This is a genomic window from Pseudomonas sp. MC6, from assembly GCF_054790575.1.
This window is the reverse complement of record NZ_CP186504.1, coordinates 3,977,476-3,998,359: the sequence shown is the minus strand read 5'-3', so window position 1 is coordinate 3,998,359 and position 20,884 is coordinate 3,977,476. Positions and strand designations below refer to the sequence as shown.

Annotated in this window: 25 protein-coding genes; 11 read left to right on the top strand and 14 right to left on the bottom strand. The window is 59.2% G+C overall.

Annotated elements, in window-relative coordinates; translation table 11 throughout:
* Positions 1-95 precede the first annotated feature (95 nt).
* From ACOYXE_RS17990 to ACOYXE_RS17980, 3 genes are read right to left on the bottom strand one after another with little or no spacing between them, the layout of a single operon-like run.
* A complete protein-coding gene (locus tag ACOYXE_RS17990; protein ID WP_160055891.1) occupies positions 96-1,001 on the bottom strand; it encodes an acyltransferase in 906 nt (301 codons plus the stop codon).
* On the bottom strand, positions 1,002-3,101 hold the full coding sequence (gene pta / locus ACOYXE_RS17985) for a phosphate acetyltransferase (RefSeq protein ID WP_160055893.1): 2,100 nt from the start codon (positions 3,099-3,101) through the stop codon (positions 1,002-1,004). It abuts the gene before it with no gap.
* Positions 3,102-3,161: 60 nt separating this feature from the next.
* The gene (locus ACOYXE_RS17980) at positions 3,162-3,488 is read right to left on the bottom strand and encodes a DUF3565 domain-containing protein (protein ID WP_077571443.1); all 327 of its coding nucleotides are present in this window, start codon (positions 3,486-3,488) and stop codon (positions 3,162-3,164) included.
* On the opposite strand from ACOYXE_RS17980, the gene ACOYXE_RS17975 reads away from it, so the two are divergent.
* The 3 genes from ACOYXE_RS17975 (at position 3,457) to ACOYXE_RS17965 (ending at position 5,847) form a co-directional block, all read left to right on the top strand.
* A complete protein-coding gene (locus ACOYXE_RS17975; protein ID WP_160055895.1) occupies positions 3,457-3,942 on the top strand; it encodes an FKBP-type peptidyl-prolyl cis-trans isomerase in 486 nt (161 codons plus the stop codon). The genes ACOYXE_RS17980 and ACOYXE_RS17975 overlap by 32 nt on opposite strands.
* A gap of 123 nt (positions 3,943-4,065) precedes the next feature.
* Positions 4,066-4,548 (top strand): glutathione peroxidase, encoded by a 483-nt coding sequence (locus tag ACOYXE_RS17970; RefSeq protein WP_160055897.1) that lies wholly within the window; start codon positions 4,066-4,068, stop codon positions 4,546-4,548.
* 195 nt (positions 4,549-4,743) lie between these two features.
* Positions 4,744-5,847: an NADH:flavin oxidoreductase gene (locus ACOYXE_RS17965; RefSeq protein WP_460926368.1), complete on the top strand. Its 1,104-nt coding sequence runs from the start codon at positions 4,744-4,746 to the stop codon at positions 5,845-5,847.
* 109 nt (positions 5,848-5,956) lie between these two features.
* Here ACOYXE_RS17965 and ACOYXE_RS17960 read toward each other — a convergent pair whose 3' ends face one another.
* Positions 5,957-7,156: a glycosyltransferase family 4 protein gene (locus tag ACOYXE_RS17960; protein WP_460926367.1), complete on the bottom strand. Its 1,200-nt coding sequence runs from the start codon at positions 7,154-7,156 to the stop codon at positions 5,957-5,959.
* Between the two features lie 53 nt (positions 7,157-7,209).
* Positions 7,210-7,962 carry a sulfate transporter CysZ gene (gene cysZ, locus ACOYXE_RS17955; RefSeq protein WP_160055903.1) on the bottom strand — a complete coding sequence of 251 codons (753 nt, stop codon included), beginning with the start codon at positions 7,960-7,962 and terminating at the stop codon, positions 7,210-7,212.
* 311 nt (positions 7,963-8,273) lie between these two features.
* Between cysZ and trxB the strand changes: the two genes are divergently transcribed.
* A complete protein-coding gene (gene trxB / locus ACOYXE_RS17950; RefSeq protein ID WP_007912350.1) occupies positions 8,274-9,236 on the top strand; it encodes a thioredoxin-disulfide reductase in 963 nt (320 codons plus the stop codon).
* Positions 9,237-9,424: 188 nt separating this feature from the next.
* Here trxB and ACOYXE_RS17945 read toward each other — a convergent pair whose 3' ends face one another.
* The 6 genes from ACOYXE_RS17945 to ACOYXE_RS17920 all read right to left on the bottom strand — a co-directional run bounded on the left by ACOYXE_RS17945 (position 9,425) and on the right by ACOYXE_RS17920 (position 12,516).
* A complete protein-coding gene (locus tag ACOYXE_RS17945; protein WP_160055907.1) occupies positions 9,425-9,763 on the bottom strand; it encodes a HopJ type III effector protein in 339 nt (112 codons plus the stop codon).
* On the bottom strand, positions 9,756-10,052 hold the full coding sequence (locus ACOYXE_RS17940; RefSeq protein WP_077571159.1) for a DUF1244 domain-containing protein: 297 nt from the start codon (positions 10,050-10,052) through the stop codon (positions 9,756-9,758). Before ACOYXE_RS17940 ends, ACOYXE_RS17945 begins: the two co-directional genes overlap by 8 nt.
* A gap of 99 nt (positions 10,053-10,151) precedes the next feature.
* On the bottom strand, positions 10,152-10,523 hold the full coding sequence (gene folX / locus ACOYXE_RS17935) for a dihydroneopterin triphosphate 2'-epimerase (protein WP_007914273.1): 372 nt from the start codon (positions 10,521-10,523) through the stop codon (positions 10,152-10,154).
* Positions 10,524-11,084 (bottom strand): GTP cyclohydrolase I FolE, encoded by a 561-nt coding sequence (gene folE, locus ACOYXE_RS17930; protein WP_160055911.1) that lies wholly within the window; start codon positions 11,082-11,084, stop codon positions 10,524-10,526. It abuts the gene before it with no gap.
* A 21-nt stretch (positions 11,085-11,105) separates the two neighbouring features.
* Positions 11,106-11,816, bottom strand: coding sequence for a dihydromonapterin reductase (gene folM / locus ACOYXE_RS17925; protein ID WP_405122292.1), 711 nt, complete (start codon positions 11,814-11,816; stop codon positions 11,106-11,108).
* Between the two features lie 133 nt (positions 11,817-11,949).
* Positions 11,950-12,516, bottom strand: a complete 567-nt coding sequence (locus ACOYXE_RS17920; RefSeq protein ID WP_160055915.1) for an antibiotic biosynthesis monooxygenase — start codon at positions 12,514-12,516, stop codon at positions 11,950-11,952.
* A gap of 213 nt (positions 12,517-12,729) precedes the next feature.
* Between ACOYXE_RS17920 and ACOYXE_RS17915 the strand changes: the two genes are divergently transcribed.
* On the top strand, positions 12,730-13,689 hold the full coding sequence (locus tag ACOYXE_RS17915; protein WP_077571445.1) for a MerR family transcriptional regulator: 960 nt from the start codon (positions 12,730-12,732) through the stop codon (positions 13,687-13,689).
* A gap of 3 nt (positions 13,690-13,692) precedes the next feature.
* Here ACOYXE_RS17915 and ACOYXE_RS17910 read toward each other — a convergent pair whose 3' ends face one another.
* Entirely contained in the window at positions 13,693-14,298 is a 606-nt protein-coding gene (locus ACOYXE_RS17910; protein ID WP_016987019.1) for a hypothetical protein, read from the bottom strand.
* A 72-nt stretch (positions 14,299-14,370) separates the two neighbouring features.
* Positions 14,371-14,829: a PAS domain-containing protein gene (locus ACOYXE_RS17905; protein ID WP_160055919.1), complete on the bottom strand. Its 459-nt coding sequence runs from the start codon at positions 14,827-14,829 to the stop codon at positions 14,371-14,373.
* Positions 14,830-14,983: 154 nt separating this feature from the next.
* Between ACOYXE_RS17905 and ACOYXE_RS17900 the strand changes: the two genes are divergently transcribed.
* Positions 14,984-15,439, top strand: coding sequence for a flavodoxin (locus ACOYXE_RS17900; RefSeq protein WP_460926366.1), 456 nt, complete (start codon positions 14,984-14,986; stop codon positions 15,437-15,439).
* On the opposite strand, the gene ACOYXE_RS17895 is transcribed toward ACOYXE_RS17900, so the two are convergent.
* A complete protein-coding gene (locus ACOYXE_RS17895) occupies positions 15,429-16,316 on the bottom strand; it encodes a LysR family transcriptional regulator (protein WP_160055923.1) in 888 nt (295 codons plus the stop codon). The genes ACOYXE_RS17900 and ACOYXE_RS17895 overlap by 11 nt on opposite strands.
* Before the next feature lie 96 nt (positions 16,317-16,412).
* Between ACOYXE_RS17895 and ACOYXE_RS17890 the strand changes: the two genes are divergently transcribed.
* From ACOYXE_RS17890 to ACOYXE_RS17870, 5 genes are all read left to right on the top strand, one after another.
* Entirely contained in the window at positions 16,413-16,799 is a 387-nt protein-coding gene (locus ACOYXE_RS17890; protein WP_460926365.1) for a CidA/LrgA family protein, read from the top strand.
* Positions 16,789-17,475, top strand: coding sequence for an LrgB family protein (locus ACOYXE_RS17885; protein WP_053117198.1), 687 nt, complete (start codon positions 16,789-16,791; stop codon positions 17,473-17,475). The genes ACOYXE_RS17890 and ACOYXE_RS17885 overlap by 11 nt, the downstream gene beginning before the upstream one ends.
* 131 nt (positions 17,476-17,606) lie before the next feature.
* Positions 17,607-18,389: a class II aldolase/adducin family protein gene (locus ACOYXE_RS17880; RefSeq protein ID WP_007950070.1), complete on the top strand. Its 783-nt coding sequence runs from the start codon at positions 17,607-17,609 to the stop codon at positions 18,387-18,389.
* Entirely contained in the window at positions 18,389-19,291 is a 903-nt protein-coding gene (locus ACOYXE_RS17875; RefSeq protein WP_160055931.1) for an alpha/beta fold hydrolase, read from the top strand. Before ACOYXE_RS17880 ends, ACOYXE_RS17875 begins: the two co-directional genes overlap by 1 nt.
* A 187-nt stretch (positions 19,292-19,478) precedes the next feature.
* Complete coding sequence (locus ACOYXE_RS17870; protein ID WP_160055933.1) at positions 19,479-20,390, top strand: SDR family oxidoreductase; 912 nt, start codon at positions 19,479-19,481, stop codon at positions 20,388-20,390.
* The last annotated feature ends 494 nt before the right edge of the window (positions 20,391-20,884 follow it).

Sequence of the window (20,884 nt, the reverse complement as noted above, 5' to 3'; positions counted from 1 at the left end):
TGTAGGAGTGAGCCTGCTCGCGATAGCGGTGTGTCATTCAACATTGTTGGTGGCTGATCCACCGCTATCGCGAGCAGGCTCACTCCTACAGGGGGTTAGTGTTTGGCTGGATACTCGCGGTGCATCTGTTCGAGCAGCGCATCCTTGTCCAGCCACAGCTGGTTGATCCAGCCCTGAAACTGCAAACGATACTCGCCGTCCTGATCGTAGTTCTTGCCAATGAATTGCTGCGGAATCTTCAGCTCTTCAAAATGCACCACCACATCGCGCACATTACCGCAGAGCAAATCCCAGAACCCCGGACGCCCGGCCGGGTAGTGGATCGTCACGTTGACGATCGACTCCAGTTGCTCGCCCATCGCATCCAGAACAAACGCAATCCCGCCAGCCTTGGGCTTGAGCAGATATTTGAACGGCGATTGCTGCTGCGCATGTTTGCCTTCGGTAAACCGCGTGCCCTCGACGAAGTTGAAAATCCCCACCGGGTTATTACGAAACTTCGCGCAGGTTTTGCGCGTGGTTTCGAGGTCTTTGCCTTTCTTCTCCGGGTGCTTGGCGAGGTACGCCTTGGAGTAACGCTTCATGAACGGAAAGCCCAGCGCCCACCAGGCCAGACCGATTATCGGGACCCAGATCAGCTCCTGCTTGAGGAAGAATTTCAGCGGCTGAATCCGGCGGTTAAGCACGTATTGCAGCACCAGAATATCAACCCAGCTCTGGTGGTTGCTGGTGATCAGGTACGAGTGCTTGTAGTCGAGCCCTTGCAGACCGCTGATGTGCCAGCGCGTGCGCCGAACCAGGTTCATCCAGCCCTTGTTGTTGCTGATCCACGCTTCATGGGTGTGGCTCATCAGCCACAGTGAGGCACGCCGGGCGAGGTCGAACGGCAGCGCTTTGATCAGCGCCACGCAGAACAGGAACGAGCACAGCAGAATGGTGTTGAGGGCCAACAGCAGCGAGGCGATCACGCCGCGCACGGGTGCAGGTAGAAAATCCAGCATTTACACATCCATAGGTCGGTTGGCGGCTTGAATCGCGGTGAGGGCGATGGTGTAGACGATGTCATCGACTTGCGCGCCGCGCGGCAAGTCATTGACCGGTTTGCGCAGGCCTTGCAGCATCGGCCCGAGGCTGACGCAATCGGCGCTGCGCTGCACGGCTTTGTGCGTGGTGTTGCCGGTGTTCAGATCCGGGAACACAAACACGGTGGCACGACCGGCGACCTGACTGTTTGGCGCCAGTTGCCGGGCGACGTCTGCGTTGGCAGCGGCGTCGTATTGCAACGGGCCGTCGATCAGCAGCGAATGCTGTTGTTCGTGGGCGAGGAGGGTGGCCTCGCGGACTTTTTCGACTTCTTCACCGGTGGCAGATTCGCCGCTGGAATAACTGATCATCGCTACGCGCGGAGTGATACCGAACGCGGCGGCCGAGTCGGCGCTTTGCAGCGCGATTTCGGCAAGTTCGGTGGCACTCGGATGCGGGTTCATCACGCAGTCGCCATAGACCAGCACTTCTTCCGGGAACAGCATGAAGAACACCGACGACACCAGCGTACAGCCCGGCGCGGTCTTGATCAGTTGCAGGGCTGGACGGATAGTGTTGGCGGTGGTGTTGATCACACCCGAGACCAACCCGTCGACTTCATCCAGCGCAAGCATCATGGTGCCGATCACCACGGTGTCTTCCAGTTGCTGCTCGGCCATCGGTGCATTGAGGCTTTTGGTCTTGCGCAGGGCGACCATCGGCTCCACGTAGCGCTCGCGGATCAGATCCGGATCAAGAATCTCCAGGCCCGGCGGCAACACGATGCCTTGGGCGCGAGCGACCGCTTCGACGTCTTCCGGTTTGGCCAGCAATACGCAACGGGCGATCCCGCGTTCCTGACAGATCGCCGCCGCTTGCACAGTGAACGGTTCGCTGCCTTCGGGCAGGACGATGCGCTTGTTGGCGGCTTGGGCGCGCTGAATCAATTGATAGCGGAACACCGCCGGCGACAGGCGCATCTCCCGTGGCGTGCCGCAGCGCTGGTGCAGCCACTTGGCATCGAGATGGCTGGCGACGAAATCGGTGATGATCTCCGCTCGCTCGCGGTCATCGATGGGGATTTCCTTGTTCAGACCGTTCAGCAGGTTGGCGGTGTCGTAAGAGCCTGTGCTCACCGACAACACTGGCAAACCGGCCTGTAAGGCGCCCCGGCACAGATCCATGATGCGCGGATCGGGCAGCGTGTCGCTGGTCAGCAACAGACCGGCCAGCGGCACGCCGTTGATCGCGGCGAGGCTGACGGCGAGGATGATGTCGTCGCGATCACCCGGCGTCACCACCAGCACGCCGGGTTTGAGCAGCTCGACGGTGTTGCGCATGGTCCGTGCGCAAATGATGATTTTGGTCATGCGCCGGGTTTCGTAGTCACCGGCATTGAGCACTTGCGCGCCCATCAGGTCGGCGACGTCGCGGGTGCGTGGTGCGTTGAGTTCGGGTTGGAACGGGATGCAACCGAGCAAGCGGAAATCACCGCTGCGCAGCAACGGCGAATGCTCTTTCAGACGCGTGGCGAAGGCGTCCATGCTCTCGTCGGTCTTGACCTTGTTGAGGATCACGCCGAGGACTTTCGGGTCTTTCGGCCCGCCGAACAATTGCGCCTGCAACTCGACGCGGCCAGATAGCTCGGCGAGCACTTCGTTTTCCGGCGCCGAAACCAGAATCACCTCGGCATCGAGGCTCTTGGCCAAGTGCAGGTTGACCCGCGCGGCGTAACTGGCGCTGCGAGTCGGCACCATGCCTTCGACAACCAGCACGTCTTTGCCGATGGCGGCTTGCTGATAGAGGGCGATGATTTCTTCGAGCAGCTCATCGAGCTGACCGTCGCCGAGCATCCGCTCGACGTGGGCCAGACCCAACGGTTGTGGCGGTTTCAAGCCGTGAGTGCGCGACACCAGTTCGGTGGAACGCTCAGGGCCGGTGTCGCCCGGATGCGGCTGCGCGATCGGCTTGAAGAAGCCGACTTTCAGCCCGGCGCGCTCAAGCGTGCGTACCAGCCCGAGGCTGATGGAGGTCAGACCCACGCCAAAATCGGTGGGGGCGATAAAAAAAGTTTGCATGCGAATTCTCTAAAGTTGCATGGCAATGGCGATCATCTATCTCTGACAATCTGCCGAAATTCAGTCGCCAAGGTTAGCGCTAACCGAGCCTTGTGCGCACCAACCGCAGGCAAAGGGTTGGCCTATTTTTTCAATACGTTGCGCTGGGTCCAGCACCCAGGCGCGCGATTGCCATGGCGGCTGGTGGCGCAGGTGCTGGGTGTGACCACAGGAAAGCTCGGCCACCCAATGGCCTTCCTCGTCTTGATGGAAGCCTGCGATCGTCGAAACCCGTTTGTCCGGGTTGTGTTCGCTTTCGCGCGTTTGCTTCGCTAAACTTGGCCTTTCTATATTCTTCTGCAAAAGGTCTCGCCCCATGCTGATCGCCGCCAATAAGGCTGTCTCCATCGACTATACCCTGACCAACGACGCTGGTGAGGTCATCGACAGCTCCGCCGGCGGCGCTCCGCTGGTCTACCTGCAAGGCGCAGGCAACATCATCCCGGGCCTGGAAAAAGCTCTGGAAGGCAAAGCTGTTGGTGACGAGCTGGAAGTTTCCGTTGAGCCGGAAGACGCTTACGGCGAATACGCCGCTGAGCTGGTCAGCACCCTGAGCCGCAGCATGTTCGAAGGCGTTGACGAGCTGGAAGTCGGCATGCAGTTCCACGCTTCGGCGCCGGACGGCCAAATGCAAATCGTCACCATCCGTGACCTCGACGGCGACGACGTGACAGTCGACGGCAACCACCCACTGGCCGGTCAGCGCCTGAACTTCAAAGTGAAGATCGTTGATATCCGTGAAGCCAGCCAGGAAGAAATCGCTCATGGTCACGTCCATGGCGAAGGTGGCCATCACCACTGATTTTCTGCGCTAAGCTTCGAGTACTGGAGAGGCGCCTGCGGGCGCCTTTTTAGTCCGCGGCTGTCCTTGGTGGCCTCGCCAAGTGGCTGTTTCGAGTAGAACATCGGAATCCTGGAGTTCGTCATGAGTGCTTTTCACGACCTTAAGTTGACAGCCCTGGATGGTCAGGAGCTACCGCTGGCGCCGTTCAAGGGCCAAGTCGTGCTGGTGGTCAACGTCGCCTCCAAGTGCGGCTTGACCACACAGTACGCGGCGCTGGAAATCCTCCATCAGCAATTCAAAGGCAAAGGCTTCAGTGTGCTGGGCCTGCCGTGCAACCAGTTTGCCGGCCAGGAACCTGGCTCTGAAAAGGAAATTCAGGAGTTCTGCAGCCTTAACTATGGTGTGACGTTTCCGTTGTCGAGCAAGCTCGAAGTCAACGGCCACGAACGGCATCAGCTCTACCGCTTGCTGGCGGGCGAGGGCGCGGAGTTTCCCGGTGACATCACCTGGAATTTCGAGAAATTCCTGCTCGGCAAGGATGGTCGGGTGCTGGCGCGGTTCTCGCCGCGCACGGCGCCGGATGATCCGAGCATTGTTCATGCGATTGAAAAAGCGCTGAGCTGAAACAGCAAGATCAAAAGATCGCAGCCTTCGGCAGCTCCTACAGGTGACCTCAAAACCCCATGTAGGAGCTGCCGAAGGCTGCGATCTTTTGCTTTGCGTCTTTTAATCCTTAATCACCCAAATCAATAGTGCTGTTCAAAGGGTTCGCGCCTCCATATTATCGCCGTCATAAAGCCTTCTCTGTGGAGCCCTTCGATGCCCGTTCAAGCCTTGTTCAAACCGTTCCACCTCGGTGCCCTCGAACTGCCGACCCGTGTGGTCATGGCGCCAATGACCCGTTCGTTTTCCCCGGGTGGCGTGCCGAATTCGAAAGTCATCGAGTACTACCGCCGTCGCGCAGCAGCCGGGGTTGGCCTGATCATCACCGAAGGCACCACCGTCGGTCACGTTGCCTCCAACGGTTACCCGAACGTGCCGCAATTCTTTGGTGAAGCACCGTTGGCCGGCTGGAAGAAAGTCGTCGACGCTGTTCACGCTGAAGGCGGCAAGATCGTTCCGCAACTCTGGCATGTCGGCAGCGTGCGCCGCATCGGCACCGAGCCGGACGCCAGCGTGCCGGCTTACGGCCCGTCGGAAAAACTCAAGGACGGTCAGGTCGTGGTGCACGGCATGACCCAACAGGACATCAAGGATGTAATCGCCGCATTCGCCCAAGCCGCCAAGGATGCACATAGCATCGGCATGGACGGCGTGGAAATCCACGGCGCGCACGGTTACCTGATCGACCAGTTCTTCTGGGTAGGCAGCAACCAGCGCACCGATGAATACGGCGGCAGCCTGGCCAACCGTTCGCGCTTTGCCATCGAACTGATTCAAGCAGTACGTGCAGCGGTCGGTGAAGGCTTCCCGATCATCTTCCGTTTCTCGCAGTGGAAACAGCAGGATTACACCGCTCGTCTGGTGCAAACCCCAGAAGCGCTGGGCGAATTCCTCAAGCCGTTGTCCGACGCTGGCGTGGATATTTTCCATTGCTCGACGCGGCGTTTCTGGGAGCCTGAGTTTGACGGCTCCGAGCTGAACCTCGCGGGCTGGACGCGCAAACTCACCGGCAAGCCGACCATCACCGTCGGCAGCGTGGGTCTCGATGGCGAGTTCCTGCAGTTCATGGTCAACACCGACAAGGTCGCGCAACCGGCCAGTCTGGAGAACCTGCTGGAGCGCCTGAACAAGGAGGAATTCGATCTGGTGGCGGTGGGCCGTGCGCTGCTGGTCGATCCGGACTGGGCACAGAAAGTCCGCGAAGGGCGTGAGCAGGATATCTTGCCGTTCAGCCGTGAGGCGTTGATGACGCTGGTTTAATCAGCGGTTGTACTGACGCCATCGCGAGCAGGCTCACTCCTACAATTGGAATGCATTCCACCTGTAGGAGTGAGCCTGCTCGCGATAGCGGTCTCCAAGTCGTCTGGATTCAAGGCAATGTCTGCGCATTCGGCACCACTTGCTCACCCACACAAGCCCCGCGCAAATGCTTTTCAAACTGCTCGATAACCGCCGGCCAGCCCTGGCGACTCGCATGCTGCCGTGCATTCAAACGCACGCAACGCAACGTCTCATCCTCCTCCAGCAACCACGCCGCCGCCTCGCAGAACGCCTGCTCATCACCCGGCATCGCCAGCACGCCGTTGTAGCCGTGGCGAATATGCTGCGCCGCTGCAGCTTGATCGTAAGCCACCACACCCAGCCCCGAGGCAAGCGCTTCCAGCACCACGTTGCCGAAGGTTTCCGTCAGGCTCGGAAACAGAAACAGATCCCCGGACGCATAGTGCGCCGCCAACGCTTCACCGCGCTGCGCACCGCAGAAAACCGCCCCGGGCAAATCCTTTTCCAGCGCCAGCCGTTGCGGCCCGTCGCCGACCACGATCAGTTTCAGATTACGCTGTGGATAAGTGTCACGCAGATTTTCGAAGCAGCGTTTGAGCAGGCCAAGGTTCTTCTCCGGCGCGAGTCGTCCTACGTGAATAACCGCAATGTCCTGCTCGGACACGCCCCACTGCTCACGCAAGGCATTCAGCCGTTTGCTCGGATGAAACAACTGGCTGTCGACACCGCGCGACAACAGCGCCAATCGTTCGAAATGCCGCCGCTCCAGTTCCAGGCGCTGGCTGACACTGGGCACCAACGTCAGCGCCGAGCGATTGTGAAACCAGCGCAGATAATGCGTGAGCATCCGCGTCAGCAGACCGAGGCCGTACTGACTGGTGTATTGCTGAAAGTTGGTGTGAAACCCGCTGACCACCGAAATGCCCAGACGCCGCGCCGCACGCAGGGCTGATAACCCGAGCGGTCCTTCCGTGGCGATATACAGCACATCGGGACGCTGATGCTTCCAGCGCCGCAGCAGTTTGTGCATCGACGACTGACCCCATTGCAGCCCCGGGTACCCCGGCAGCGGCCAGCCCCGACACAACAGCAACGCGTCATCTTCGCTGCGCTGCGGATCGCCGGCCTGACGCGGGCGTACCAGTTCAACCTGATGCCCACGCGCGCGCAGTCCATCGCACAAGCGGCCAAGCGTATTGGCCACGCCGTTGATTTCCGGTGGGAAGGTTTCGCTGATCAGGGTGATATGTAGAGCTGTCGTCATGACCTCAGTGTCGGCTGAGGCCATGTCGTGCTTGTGACGTTCGGATGATGGATTTGTGACGCGCTATGGCTGGGGGCTCAGCGCTGAGTCACCAGATTCTCTGCACCACGCTCGCGCACCCAGAACAACGTCGCCCCGGCCACCGCCGCCGGCATCATCAGGATGTTGACCACCGGAATCAGCAGCACCAGATAGACGATTGCGCCAAAACTCATGCTCTGCCAGCGCTTCTCGCGCAGCCAGGCGAGCATCTCGTTCCATCCGAGTTTGTGGTTGTCCGCCGGGTAGTCGATGTACTGGATCGCCATCATCCACACGCCGAACAACAACCACAGCGGTGCAGCAATGATGTTCACCACCGGGATGAACGATAGGATGAACAGACCGATCGCGCGGGGCAGGAAGTAGCCGAGCTTGCGCATTTCCCGGGCGAGGGTGCGCGGGACCATGGCGATCAGTTCGCCCCAGCTGAAGGCCGGGAAGTCATCAGTGCCACGCACCACCACTTCGACTTTTTCCGCGAGAAAACCGTTGAACGGCGCGGCGATCACGTTGGCGAGCATGGTGAAGGTGAAGAACACCATCAACGCCACCAGCACGACGAATAAGGGCCAGAGGATGTAGCTGAGGAAACTCAGCCATTCGGGCAGCGACGGCATCAGCGTATCGACCCACAGGCTGAACTGGTGGCCGGCCAGATAGATCAATCCGACGAACAGCACCAGGTTGATCGCCAGCGGCAGCAATACGAACAGGCGCAGGCCGGGGCTGAGGACCAGTTTCAGGCCTTCGCGCAGGTATTGCGGGCCGGACAGAACGGGGGCGGGCATAAGGTGCTCCGAGCAAGGGAAATCGCGCCGACCTTACCGGCTTTGCCACGGCGGCGAAAGCGCGGCAGAGCGATCGACATTCACTGTAACAAAGACGTCCATCTCGTCAGTGTGTCGGCATAGAGACCACCTATGAGCTGGATTGTTAAACCGTATTTCCTTAATCTTGCCCCCCTCGATACGCTGCACCCAACTTTTTACAGGACTGTCGAGCTCAAGCCTTCCCCAAGGTTTTCCACAGTCCTTTTTTATTCCCGCCGGCAGTCCGGCGATCCGTGCCCGTTTTTTGGCCCGGTCAACAGGAGCAGGTCATGTCTGAAGTCCGTCATTCGCGAGTGATTATCCTCGGTTCCGGCCCTGCCGGTTACAGCGCCGCGGTATACGCGGCCCGTGCCAACCTCAAGCCACTGCTGATCACCGGCATGCAGGCTGGCGGTCAACTGACCACCACTACCGAAGTCGACAACTGGCCGGGCGACGTCCACGGTCTGACCGGCCCTGCACTGATGGAGCGTATGCGCGAGCACGCCGAGCGTTTTGAAACCGAGATCGTTTTCGATCACATCAACGCCGTCGACTTCGCCGCCAAGCCTTACACCCTGACCGGTGACAGCGCGACTTACACCTGCGACGCCCTGATCATCGCCACCGGCGCCAGCGCGCGCTATCTGGGCCTGCCGTCGGAAGAAGCGTTCATGGGCAAAGGCGTTTCGGCCTGCGCGACCTGTGACGGTTTCTTCTATCGCAACAAGCCTGTTGCAGTGGTCGGCGGCGGCAACACTGCCGTTGAAGAAGCGCTGTACCTGGCCAACATCGCCAGCACCGTGACCCTGATCCACCGTCGCGAAACCTTCCGCGCCGAGAAGATCCTGATCGACAAGCTCAACGCTCGTGTGGCCGAAGGCAAGATCATCCTTAAGTTGAACGCCAACCTCGACGAAGTCCTGGGCGACAACATGGGCGTGACCGGCGCGCGTCTGAAGAACAACGACGGCAGCTTCGACGAAATCACCGTCGACGGCGTGTTCATCGCTATCGGCCACACCCCGAACACTTCGCTGTTCGAAGGCCAACTGACCCTGAAAGACGGTTACCTGGTGGTGCACGGCGGCCGTGAAGGCAATGCCACTGCGACCAGCGTTGAAGGTATCTTCGCCGCCGGTGACGTGGCTGACCACGTTTACCGTCAGGCCATCACCTCGGCCGGCGCCGGCTGCATGGCGGCACTGGACACCGAGCGTTACCTGGACGGTCTGCAGAACGCTTCGTTCTAAAATCGCAGGCATAAAAAAACCGGCCAGAGATTGGCCGGTTTTTTTGTGCCCGTTATTCCTGCTCCAACGCAATTCATTGTAGGAGTGAGCCTGCTCGCGATAGCGGTGTACTGGTCAACATATGAGTCGACTGATACACCGCTATCACGAGCAGGCTCACTCCTACAGGGGGGGCGTTGCAGCTGGGATCAGCGGCGGGTCAGGGGTTGGGCGGTGAATTTGACGCCGGCCAGACCGTGCTGGATCAACGCACGGATGTTGCCGTGATCGCTGCCCTCTGGCGTTGCGACCACCGAGCGGTAATGCTCACCAAACGCCAACAGCGCTTCTTCATCGCTCAGACCTTCCAGCAGCGCCAGACCCAAGGTCTTGCACGAACCTTCGTTCTGCCCGGCGGCGTTTTCCACGCCACCGTTGCTGAAAGCCTGCGGCTGGTAGTCGTAACCGGCGGCGATGAAGGCCAGGGTGTCGGCGAAAGCGTGGTCGCCGCTGTTGAGGCTGGCGCGCAGGGTGTTCAGGTCACTCATGGGTTTTTCCTTTGGCGAACGCTGCTTGTTGTTCAGCGTTGGCTTCTTGCTGAAATTGGGCTTTCCACTCGGCGTACGGCATGCCGTAAACCACTTCGCGGGCGTCATCGAGGCTAACTTCGATCTGACGCTCGTCCGCTTCGGCCTTGTACCACTTCGACAGGCAGTTGCGGCAGAACCCGGCGAGGTTCATCAGGTCGATGTTCTGTACGTCCTTGCGGCTGTCCAGGTGGGCGACCAGCCGGCGGAAAGCGGCGGCTTCGAGTTCGAGGCGTTGTTGATCAGTCATGGGGGTCTCTGCGAGACAGCTTTGAGCGGCAAGCTTCAAGCTGCAAGATTGGATCGGGGTCGGCCGTTAGCTTACCGCTTGCAGCTCGAAGCTTGAAGCTCAGCGGCTAGCCGCGAGCGTGATCGACACCGACTCGGCAAACCTCAGCGCATGTGGCTTGTCGACTTCGACTTCGGCGTACAGTACCGAACCGTTGCTCATCACCAGATCGAGCAATTCCTGCGTCAGGCGTTCTAGCAGGGCAAAGCGGTTGCCTTCGACGTGGGCGATGATCGCTTTGGTGATCGTGCGGTAGTTCAGTGCGTGATCAATGTCGTTGTCACGCACCGCTTCCTGCGCGGCGTACAGAATGGTCAGGTTGATCAGCACATCCTGCTTGTTGAGGATTTCGTCCTCGTTGATCCCGATAAAGGTGCGCAAGCGCAGATCCTTGACCCGGATGCGCGCCATTCCCGGCTGAAGTTGTGGCATTTACTTGCTCCGTCCAATCAATTGCAGGAACTCCTGGCGGGTGTTACTCGACTCGCGGAACGCGCCGAGCATGACCGAGGTGTTCATGGTCGAATTCTGTTTTTCGACACCGCGCATCATCATGCACATGTGTCTGGCCTCGATGACGACGGCGACGCCGGCAGCATCGGTGACCTGTTGCACCGCATCGGCAATTTGCCGGGTGAGGTTTTCCTGAATCTGCAGGCGCCGCGCGAACATGTCCACCAGTCGCGCGATTTTCGACAGGCCCAGTACCTTGCCTGTCGGAATATAAGCCACATGGGCCTTGCCGATGAAGGGCAACAGGTGATGTTCGCACAATGAGTACAGTTCGATGTCGGCGACGATGATCATCTCGTCGCTGTCCGAGGCAAACAGCGCGCCATTGACGATCTCGTCGACGCTTTGCTCATAGCCGTGACACAGGTATTGCATGGCCTTGGCTGCACGCACTGGCGTATCGAGCAATCCTTCACGGTCGGGATTTTCACCGAGACCGATAAGGATTTCGCGGTAATTTTCGGGCAGTGAGCGGGTCATGGACTTCCTCGCAGGCAGGCGTTATTTGACGTGCCTTCCGCCGTTGACGGTCAGGGTTGTCCCGGTGACATAAGGATTTTCGAGCAGGTAGCGCAGGCTCTGATAGATCACTTCGCTGCCCGGTTCGATGCCCAGCGCGGATTTGGCCAGGGCCTTGGCGCGGTAGGCTGCGTCGTCGTCGGCATTGAACAATAGCAGGGCCGGGGCGATGCCGTTGACCTTGATTGCCGGCGCATAGCGTGCTGCGAAGGACAGGGTCAGGCTGTCGAGTCCGGCCTTGGTCGCGCAATAGCCGATGTGCTTGCTGCTGCCTTTGCGGGTGACATCGTCGCTGATGTGGATGATGTCGGCGGGTGTCGAGCGCTTTAGCAATTCACCGCAGTGCAGGTTGATCAGGTACGGCGCGAGCATGTGCAGATTGAACATGCGCGTGAAGGCTTCGGCCTCGCTGTCCGGGGTTTCGGCCAGCCATTCGGAGGCGTTGTGCACGATGGCGCGCAGGCTTTCGCTGTGGTTTTTCAGTGTTTCGATGAAGGCGAGAATCCCGGTTTCGCTGGAAAAATCGGCGAACAGGCCGATGGCGCCCAGATCGCGCAGTGTCTGCACGCCGGGGCGTTCGCTGCGGTAGGTGAAGATGACGCGATAGCCTTCTTCGAGTAACCGCTGCGCGCAATGCAGACCGACACGCTGGCCGGCACCGGTGATGAGGATCGGGGCTGCGGAATTTGGCATGAACGGCTCGCATCGCGGTGGGAGCAAAAACTATAACAGCGACGAGCCTGAAAAGATCGCAGCCTGCGGCAGCTCCTACCCCGGTCTGTATTCAGTCCTGTAGGAGCTGTCGAGTGCAACGAGGCTGCGATCTTTAATGTTTTTGAGGTGTCGCCGAAACAGGCAGGCGCACCGGGGTGCTGTTCAGCCAATTCGCCAGCAAGCGCGTCGACAGCGGAATAAAGAAGTAAACCATCAACGGTGTCAGGCACGCCGTGCTGATCAACACACGCGGCAACAAACTCATGTCAGCGAGCAACGGGCCGAGGACAAAGTTGAACAGCAGCGACACCGGAAAGAACGCCAGCCAGATCGCGACAGCCTGCTTCCAGCGCGGTGGACGCTGACCGGCCGCGCCGAACCAGCCTTCGATACCGCTGACCCGATGCTCTTTCGGATGGGCGAAGAGATCGCTGCCACGGCTCAGCCACGCCGTGCGCGATGCCGAGTATTCCCACGCATGCAGCGTCTGTTCATCGACGAAACGGAAAATGATTTGAAACTCGTTATCACCGGGCGGCGGAGCGAGCACGCCAGAGCCGAGGTAACCGGGGAAGTCAGTGGCCAGTTGTTCGCCTTCGCGCAGCCAGGCGATCAAATCCTGATAACGGCCGTCGGCGACGCGACGGGCAACCATCAGCGTGACGGGGGAAGTAGACATTTTGTATCTCCGTATTTCGAGTGCGTCACTCCGGGTAGGAATTTCGCCTGACGCAGGGCCGGGGTAGAGGCCTGCGTTTTTCAACAAGCAAGGATTATTCCGGTTTTTCACGATTAAACCAGCGACTTTCGTCGCATTTCATCACTTGAACCCCATCGGGGCATAAGCGTTAGAATGGGATCCAATTGAACCGACATGGAAGTTGAACGCCATATGCCTGTCATCACGGACGCAAACCCCGCTACGCAGGCCTCTGTTGCGCTCGAACGCGCTGATCTGTTCCCGATCCGTGAGGTCGCACGTCTGACAGGCGTCAACCCGGTGACCTTGCGCGCCTGGGAGCGACGCTATGGTTTGATTCAGCCGACACGCACTGAAAGTGGACATCGACTCTATTCGATGACCGATATCGAGCGCGTGCGCAGCATCGTCGACTGGATTGATCGCGGTGTTGCCGTGAGCAAGGTCGGCAAGATCCTCGCCAAGACCGAACCGATGAAAGTGCTCGCGCACATCATCCCGGATGATCTGGTGCAGGCCGATTACCTGCAATGGCAGGAGCAGATCCAGCAGGCGGTCAGTGCGTTCGACGATCAGCAACTGGACCGCGTCTATGGGCAGATTTTCTCTTCTTACGCGTTGCCGGTGGTGTTTCAGGACATCCTCATGCCGTTGTGGCTGCAATTGTTGCAGCGCCAGGAGGCTTTCGGGCAAACCAGCGAGTGGCTGTTCTTCGATGGATTCCTGCGCGCGCGCGTATTGCAGCGGATTGTCATGCTGCGCGGCACGCAACCGCGCCGGGTGATCGTCAGTGCGCTGGCCGGGCAGTGTCGGGAGCTGGAATTGCTGGTGGCGGCGTTGTTTCTCAGCGACAGCAATGCCGGTGTTCGAGTGCTGACTACAGGTCAGCCGTTCGATGAGCTGACGCTGGTGTGCGAAAAGATCAAACCTGATGCACTCGTGCTGTTTTCCAATCACGCGCCCAGCGCCGAATTACCTCGGCGTCTGAACCGGCTGGCGTTAAGCCTCGATTGTCAGTTGATGCTGGCGGGCGATGCTTCGGATCTGGCGCAGGATAGCCTGGCAGGATCCTCGGTAGCGTGTCTGGGGAATGAGGGGGCAAACATGCGTCAGCGTATGTTGCAGTTTCTCGCCGGCAATCTGGATACCTGAAACTCAGGTGTGAAGGGCAGGATGCGTCAGGCGATGTTGCTGCAGGATGAACTGGCGCAGGCGTTCGGTTTCGTCGGTGTCGGTCTGGCTCAGTTCGTAGGCGTAGAAACCACTTTCGGTTTCCCGTTCGAAATTGCCGCGCAATGAAATCCGCTCGTAACCCGATGGGCTGAACCACAGAGCAAAATGCTTGGGCGGTTTGGTCTTGTTGCGCACTTCCAGTAGCACACCTTTGTGCGAAACCTCGTGGACCCACAACGTGCCCGGCTGACCTTTGGCGTTTTCCAGGGCTACTGGCTCTTCGAGCGTCAACCGCCATGGCCGCACCATCGGGCCGTCTTCATAAATGCTTGGTACGCCAAGGCGCAGATGCAGCGCGTGAAACTCGTCCTCCACCAGATGCAACGGGAATGTCATTTGCTGATTTTCGAAGTTGGCCTGAATGGTCACTTGCTCGTGAGCGGCCAGGCGTGTGAGCAAATCACGGATCTGCGAACCGCCGTTAACCAGCAGACTCGACGTCGCATCCCGCACGTTCAGTTGCGGGTTGTGCTGCATGGTCTGGATGAAATCCAGCTCATCCTGAGTGAGGAGGGCGTCGCGCTGCATGGCTAACTCGAAAGATATAGATACAAAGTCATTGGTGATTGTAGTTAATGACAATTAGTTCGCTGTTTTGTTTTAACCGTTTGTCGCTTTCAACAACGCCAGTTCCGCTTCAAGGGCCGCGACCTTTGCTTCCAACAGCGCCACGCGCTGCTGGGCCTTGACCTGAACAGTCACGTCCTTCTGCACACCCACAAAATAAGTCAGCCCGTCATCGGCGTTTTTTACCGTTGAAAGCGACAGTTCATTCCAGAACGGCGTGCCATCCTTGCGGTAGTTGCGCAGGATTTCCCGGCACGATCCGTTGTTGCGCAATACATTGCGAATCAGCTCCAGGCTCTCCTGGTCACGGTCTCCGGCCTGCAGAAAGCGGCAATCCTGGTAGAGGATCTCTTCGCTGGTGTAGCCGGTCAGTCGTTCAAAAGCCGGGTTCACATAAATCAGGATATTGTCCTGCTCACCTTCCTTCTCTGCGACCACGATCCCGTCGTTCGACGCATTGATCACCATTTGCAGCAGGCTGGCGTTGATCATCTTTGAATTCTTTCAGAGTTGTCAGTGGCTCGCATTCTAGAAGAACCGCAGGCGCTGTCTACTGGCCATTACCGTCAATTGAGATCCAGTCGCAGCATTGCGTTTGAGGCTGTTACTATCGCCGCTCTTTTTTTCCAGTTTCAGGATCAGATTGATGAAAGTCGCCATCCTCTCCGGTTCGGTCTACGGCACCGCCGAAGAAGTCGCCCGTCACGCCGAGAACCTGTTGAAAGCCGCTGGCTTTGAAACCTTTTACAATTCGCGCGCCAGCCTGGCAGACATTCAAGCGTTCGGCCCTGAGGCGTTTCTCGCAGTGACGTCGACCACCGGCATGGGTGAATTGCCCGACAACCTGATGCCGCTGTATTCGGCGATTCGCGACCAGTTGCCGGCGGCGTGGCGTGGCTTGCCGGGCGCAGTGATTGCCTTGGGCGACGCCAGTTACGGCGACACCTTCTGCGGCGGTGGCGAGCAAATACGTGAACTGTTCAGCGAACTGGGCGTGCGCGAAGTGCAGGACATGCTGCGCATCGACGCCAGTGAAAGTGTCACTCCGGAAACCGACGCCGAACCGTGGCTGGCGCAGTTGGTCGACACGCTCAAGGGCTGATCGCCCGCTCGCGCAGCAAGCTTAGCCATGCCTGTGCGGCTTTTGACAGATAGGCGCCGCGACGCCAGATGAAAGCGATATCCCAGCGCAGATAATCCGGCGCGCGCAAGGCCAGGCGTACCACGCCTGGCCGCACCAGCCCGCGTGCGACCACGCTGGGCAACAGCACCACGCCTTGCCCGGCGGCCACCAACGCCGCGAGAAAATCCGCCTGACCGCTGCGTCCGCCTTCCTTCGGCGTGAAACCCAATTGCTGGCATGCCTGCAGCAAGCGGTCGTTGAGCACGAAACTGCGCTGATAGAGCAGAAACGGCGTCTCGGCCAATTCCTCCAGACCAATCTCGCCGCGATCGGCCAGCGGATGATCCACTGGCAGCAGGGCGTCAAGTTGCTCATCGCAAAATGGCTGACAGTCGAACTGTGGATTCTTGGGCAACAGACTGCCGCCCAATTCCAGTTCCCCGCTCAGCACAGCCTGCTCGATATTGCGGCTACCGCCCTCGAGCAACTGGATGCTGATATTCGGATAGCGCCGCCGGTATTCAGCAAACAGTTTGGCGAATAGCGCGTCGCTGCCGAGTAATGGCAGGCCGAGGCGCAGCTCTCCACGTGCCATATGACTGAGGTCGTCCAGCTCCGCGAGCAGTTCGTTGCGCAAACGCAGCATGCCCTCGGCCCGTTGCAGTACCACGCTGCCCGCGGCGGTCAGACGCAATTGCGAGCCGAGCCGTTCGAGCAAGGGGGTGCCGAGGCTCTGCTCCAGTTGCGCGATTTGTTTGCTGACGGCTGATTGGCTTATGTGCAGGGTTTTCGCCGCTTGGGTGAAACCGCCCTGATGCATGACTTCGACAAAACTGCGCAGCTGTTTGAATTCCATGGCCTGATTCCATTATGGAATGGGTTTGAGTCTAACAATTCGCTTCGGGGATGGCAGGTCACTTCGTAAAATAGGCTTCTGTAAGGAGCCAACCTCATGAACGCCGCCCGCTTCAAACAACTTTCCCGTCTCTTCGTCGAACTCGCCGTGTTGCTCGGTCTCTACCTGCTCGGCTGCCAACTCGCCGCATGGCTAGCCTGGCCGATTCCCGGCGGCGTGATCGGCATGGCGCTGTTGCTGCTGGCGTTTGCCTTTGGCTGGGTCAAACCGGCAGCCCTGCAATTGGGCGCAGGATTGCTGATGGCCGAGATGCTGTTGTTCTTTATCCCGGCGTTGATGAGTCTGCTCGATTACGGCGCGTTGCTGCGCAATGACGGCTGGCGGATTTTGCTGGTGATCGCCGCCAGCACCTTGATGGTGATGCTGGTCACTGCGTTCACCGTGGAACTGGCCGTACGCGCGAGGCGCTCCCATGAAGCTTGAATGGATGCCGATGTTCTGGCTCGCCTTCACCCTGCTGGCGTACCTGTTCAGCCGCTGGATTTATCGGCGTACCGGTCGCTACGTATTGTCGCCGCTGATTCTGGTGCCGGCCTTGCTACTGGCGCTCGCCGTGCCGCTGCACACGGCGTATGCCGAGTATTCGAGCAACACCCACTGGCTGATGCTGGTGCTGGGCCCGGTGACCGTCGCGTTCGCCGTGCCGATCTGGCAGCAACGCCGATTGTTGATGCGGCACTGGTCGGCATTGATGCTGGGCATGGTTGCCGGCAGTGCGGCTTCAATTGGTACTTCATTCGGATTGGCCAAGGCGTTGGCGCTGGACAGTTCGGTGACGATGTCGCTGGTGCCGCGCTCGATCACCACACCGTTCGCTATGCCGCTGGCACAGAACCTGGGTGGCGTGCCGGAACTGACGGCGGTCTTTGTAATGTTCACCGGCGTGTTCGGTGCGATGCTCGGCGGCGTGCTCTTGAAGTGGTTGCCGTTGCGCAGTGCCTTGGCGCGCGGTGCGTTGTTCGGGGTTGGCGCGCACGGTGCAGGCGTCAGTCGCGCCCATGAAGTGGGGGGCGAAGAAGGCTCTGTCGCCGGGCTGGTGATGGTCTTGACCGGTCTGCTCAATCTGTTTGCCGCGCCTTTGTTGGCGTCGTTGCTTTGACATGGATCCAAGCTGTTTGCATTGCTGACTCGATCAGTCATCAAGCTGGCTGCCAATGCAACTACGCGATCCTCTGCGCCTGACTAGACTGCTCACACGTGCAGAACAATAAGAACGCAGAGGTGCATACAGTGAGCGTAGCCCCCGTCCAATCGTCCCTTAATGTCAAAGACCAGGTCAGCGCCGCAGAGTGGCAGACCCGTGTCGATCTCGCCGCCTGTTATCGTCTGGTCGCCGCCCATGGCTGGGACGATTTGATCTTCACCCATATTTCCGCCAAGGTGCCGGGCACCGAAGATTTCCTGATCAACCCGTTCGGGCTGATGTTTCACGAGATCACTGCGTCGAGCCTGGTGAAGGTCGATCAGGCCGGCAACAAACTCATGGACAGCCCCTACGAGATCAACCCCGCCGGCTACACCATCCACAGCGCCGTGCACGAAGTACGGCACGATGTGGTTTGCGTGCTGCATACGCACACCGCGTCCGGTGTCGCGGTGTCGGCGCAAAAGCAGGGCGTGTTGCCGATCAGCCAACAGTCGCTGTTCGTGTTGTCGAGCCTGGCCTATCACGCTTACGAAGGTGTGGCGCTGAACCACGAAGAGAAAGCGCGCTTGCAGGCCGACCTCGGCGAGAACAATTTCCTGATGCTGCACAACCACGGTCTGCTGACCTGTGGCGGCACCATCGCCGATACCTTTCTGATGATGTTCACCTTCCAGCGCGCCTGCGACATTCAGGTCATGGCGCAAACCGGTGGTGCTGAGCTCATCGCCATCGAACCGCAAATCCTGGCGGGCGCCAAAGCGATGATTGCCGGCGTCACCAAAAGTGCTCAAGGCATGGGTGGCGCGCTGGCCTGGCCAGCGTTGCTGCGCAAACTCGATAAACAAGACCCCGGATATAAACTCTAATGCCTCTTGCCGAGATTCCTCTGTGTGTCTGGCGCAAACGCAGCCAGACGTTTGTCTTTCGTGGCCAGCCGATTCGCTACTGGACGGCGGGGCAGGGTGAGCCGCTGTTGCTGATCCACGGCTTCCCGACCGCCAGTTGGGACTGGCATTACCTGTGGCAGCCACTGGCCGCGCGTTATCGGGTGATTGCCTGTGACATGCTCGGGTTTGGCGATTCGGCCAAGCCGATCAATCACACCTACAGCCTGCTGGAGCAGGCTGACCTGCAACAGGCCTTGCTCGCGCATTTGCAGGTCGAACAACCGGTGCATGTGCTGGCGCACGATTACGGTGACAGCGTTGCGCAAGAATTGCTGGCCCGGCATTACGAGGATCGCCTCGAAATCGCCAGTTGCGTGTTCCTCAACGGTGGCCTGTTTCCGGAAACCCATCGTCCGGTGCTGATGCAAAAACTGCTGCTGAGTCCACTGGGCTGGATGATCGGTCGCGCGTTTACCCGCGATGCCCTGGTGAAAAGTTTTCGGCAGATCTTTGGGCCAAACACCCGGCCGACAGAGAGCGAACTGGATGATTTCTGGAGCCTGGTCGATACCAATCGTGGGCCACGGATCATGCACAAACTGATCAGCTACATTCCGGAGCGTCGGGTGCAGCGTGATCGTTGGGTTGCGGCGATGCAGCACGGTGAGATCCCGTTGCGGGTGATTGATGGCGAAGTCGACCCGATCTCTGGTGCACACATGGTGCAGCGTTATTGCGAGTTGATTCCTGATGCCGACGCTGTGCTGCTGCCGGGCATTGGTCACTATCCACAGACCGAAGCGCCGGTGCAGGTGCTCAAGCACTATTTGGAGTTTCGCGAACGTCAGGTGTTGCCGCCGCGCAAAGTTGCCTGCTCCTGAAGATCAAAAGATCGCAGCCTGCGGCAGCTCCTACACCGATCCCCTGGAGCTGCCGCAGGCTGCGATCTTTTGATCTTCACTATCCCCCAACCTTATTGCACACCATTCAGCCTCCGCCGTATTCATTGTGACCAAAAGCTGTGTGCCTGACACTCTGGCTCAATACTGGCCTGCTGGAGTTGCTGCGATGAATGAGTCTGTGCGTTTCGAAGATAAAGTCGTCATCGTCACCGGAGCCGGTGGTGGCCTCGGACGCGCCCACGCATTGTTGTTTGCCAGACAGGGCGCCAAGGTGCTGGTCAATGATCTCGGCGGCTCGACCCAGGGTGAAGGCGCTAATGCATCCGCGGCTGATCGCGTGGTTGCGGAAATCCGCGAAGCCGGCGGTATCGCCGAAGCCAACCATGACTCGGTCACCGACGGCGACAAACTGGTGCAAAACGCCCTTGATGTCTTCGGCCGCGTCGACGTCGTCGTCAACAACGCCGGCATCCTGCGCGACAAGACCTTCCACAAAATGGACGACGCCGACTGGGATCTGGTTTACCGCGTCCATGTCGAAGGCGCCTACAAAGTCACCCGCGCCGCGTGGCCGCACCTGCGCGAGCAAAACTATGGCCGGGTGATCTTCACCGCCTCCACCTCGGGCATCTACGGCAACTTCGGCCAGTCCAACTACGGCATGGCCAAACTGGGCCTCTACGGCCTGACCCGCACACTGGCCATCGAGGGCCGCAAGAACAACATCCTTGTCAACGCCATTGCGCCAACCGGCGGCACGCGCATGACCGAAGGCCTGATCCCGCCGCAAGTGTTCGAGCAACTCAAACCGGAACTGGTCAGCCCGTTGGTGGTGTATCTGGCCAGTGAGCAATGCCAGGAAACCGCCGGACTGTTCGAAGTCGGTGGCGGCTGGATGGGCAAGGTGCGTTGGGAGCGCAGCCTCGGTGCCGGGTTTGATCCGCGCGTTGGTTTCTCGCCGGAAGATGTCGCGGCGCACTGGCAGCAGATTTGTGATTTCGAAGGGGCGGCGCATCCGAAGGATAATATTGAGGCGCTGAAGGAAATGATGGCGAATTTGCAGAAGTATTCACTCTGATCCCTACGCATCACTCGACAGGATTCATCTGGGTCCTGTCATCCCTCTGAAAACCTCTTCTGTACAAAATTCATTGCCCATAAAAAAGGCCGCTGCAAACGCAGCGGCCAAGGTAAGACGTTGGATCAAGGAGCTACAAATCAACGTCAGTGAACACCGGGGCGATAAACCGAAGTCTTCGATTTATCTGAAATCTGTCGGCAATGGCATGAGTCGCTCAAAGGCCAGTGCTTCGTACTTTGCGGCGAGTCCCGTGAAAGCGCGTTCAGAATAAGGTCTTGATCGCGTGGGAAAAATACCGATTCCGGACATGCACTGTTGCGGGGCATGCAACAGTCTCGTGATCCGATATGCACCATGCGCTGCACTGATGATCCTCCATCCAGCCGATCCATGAGCGGCGCAAAGTCCCGTCGTGCAAGGCCATTCATCCTTTCGAGCGACAACACGAATACCTCCTTGGTGCGCTTATCGACGCGGTTGCCCGGCAGTAG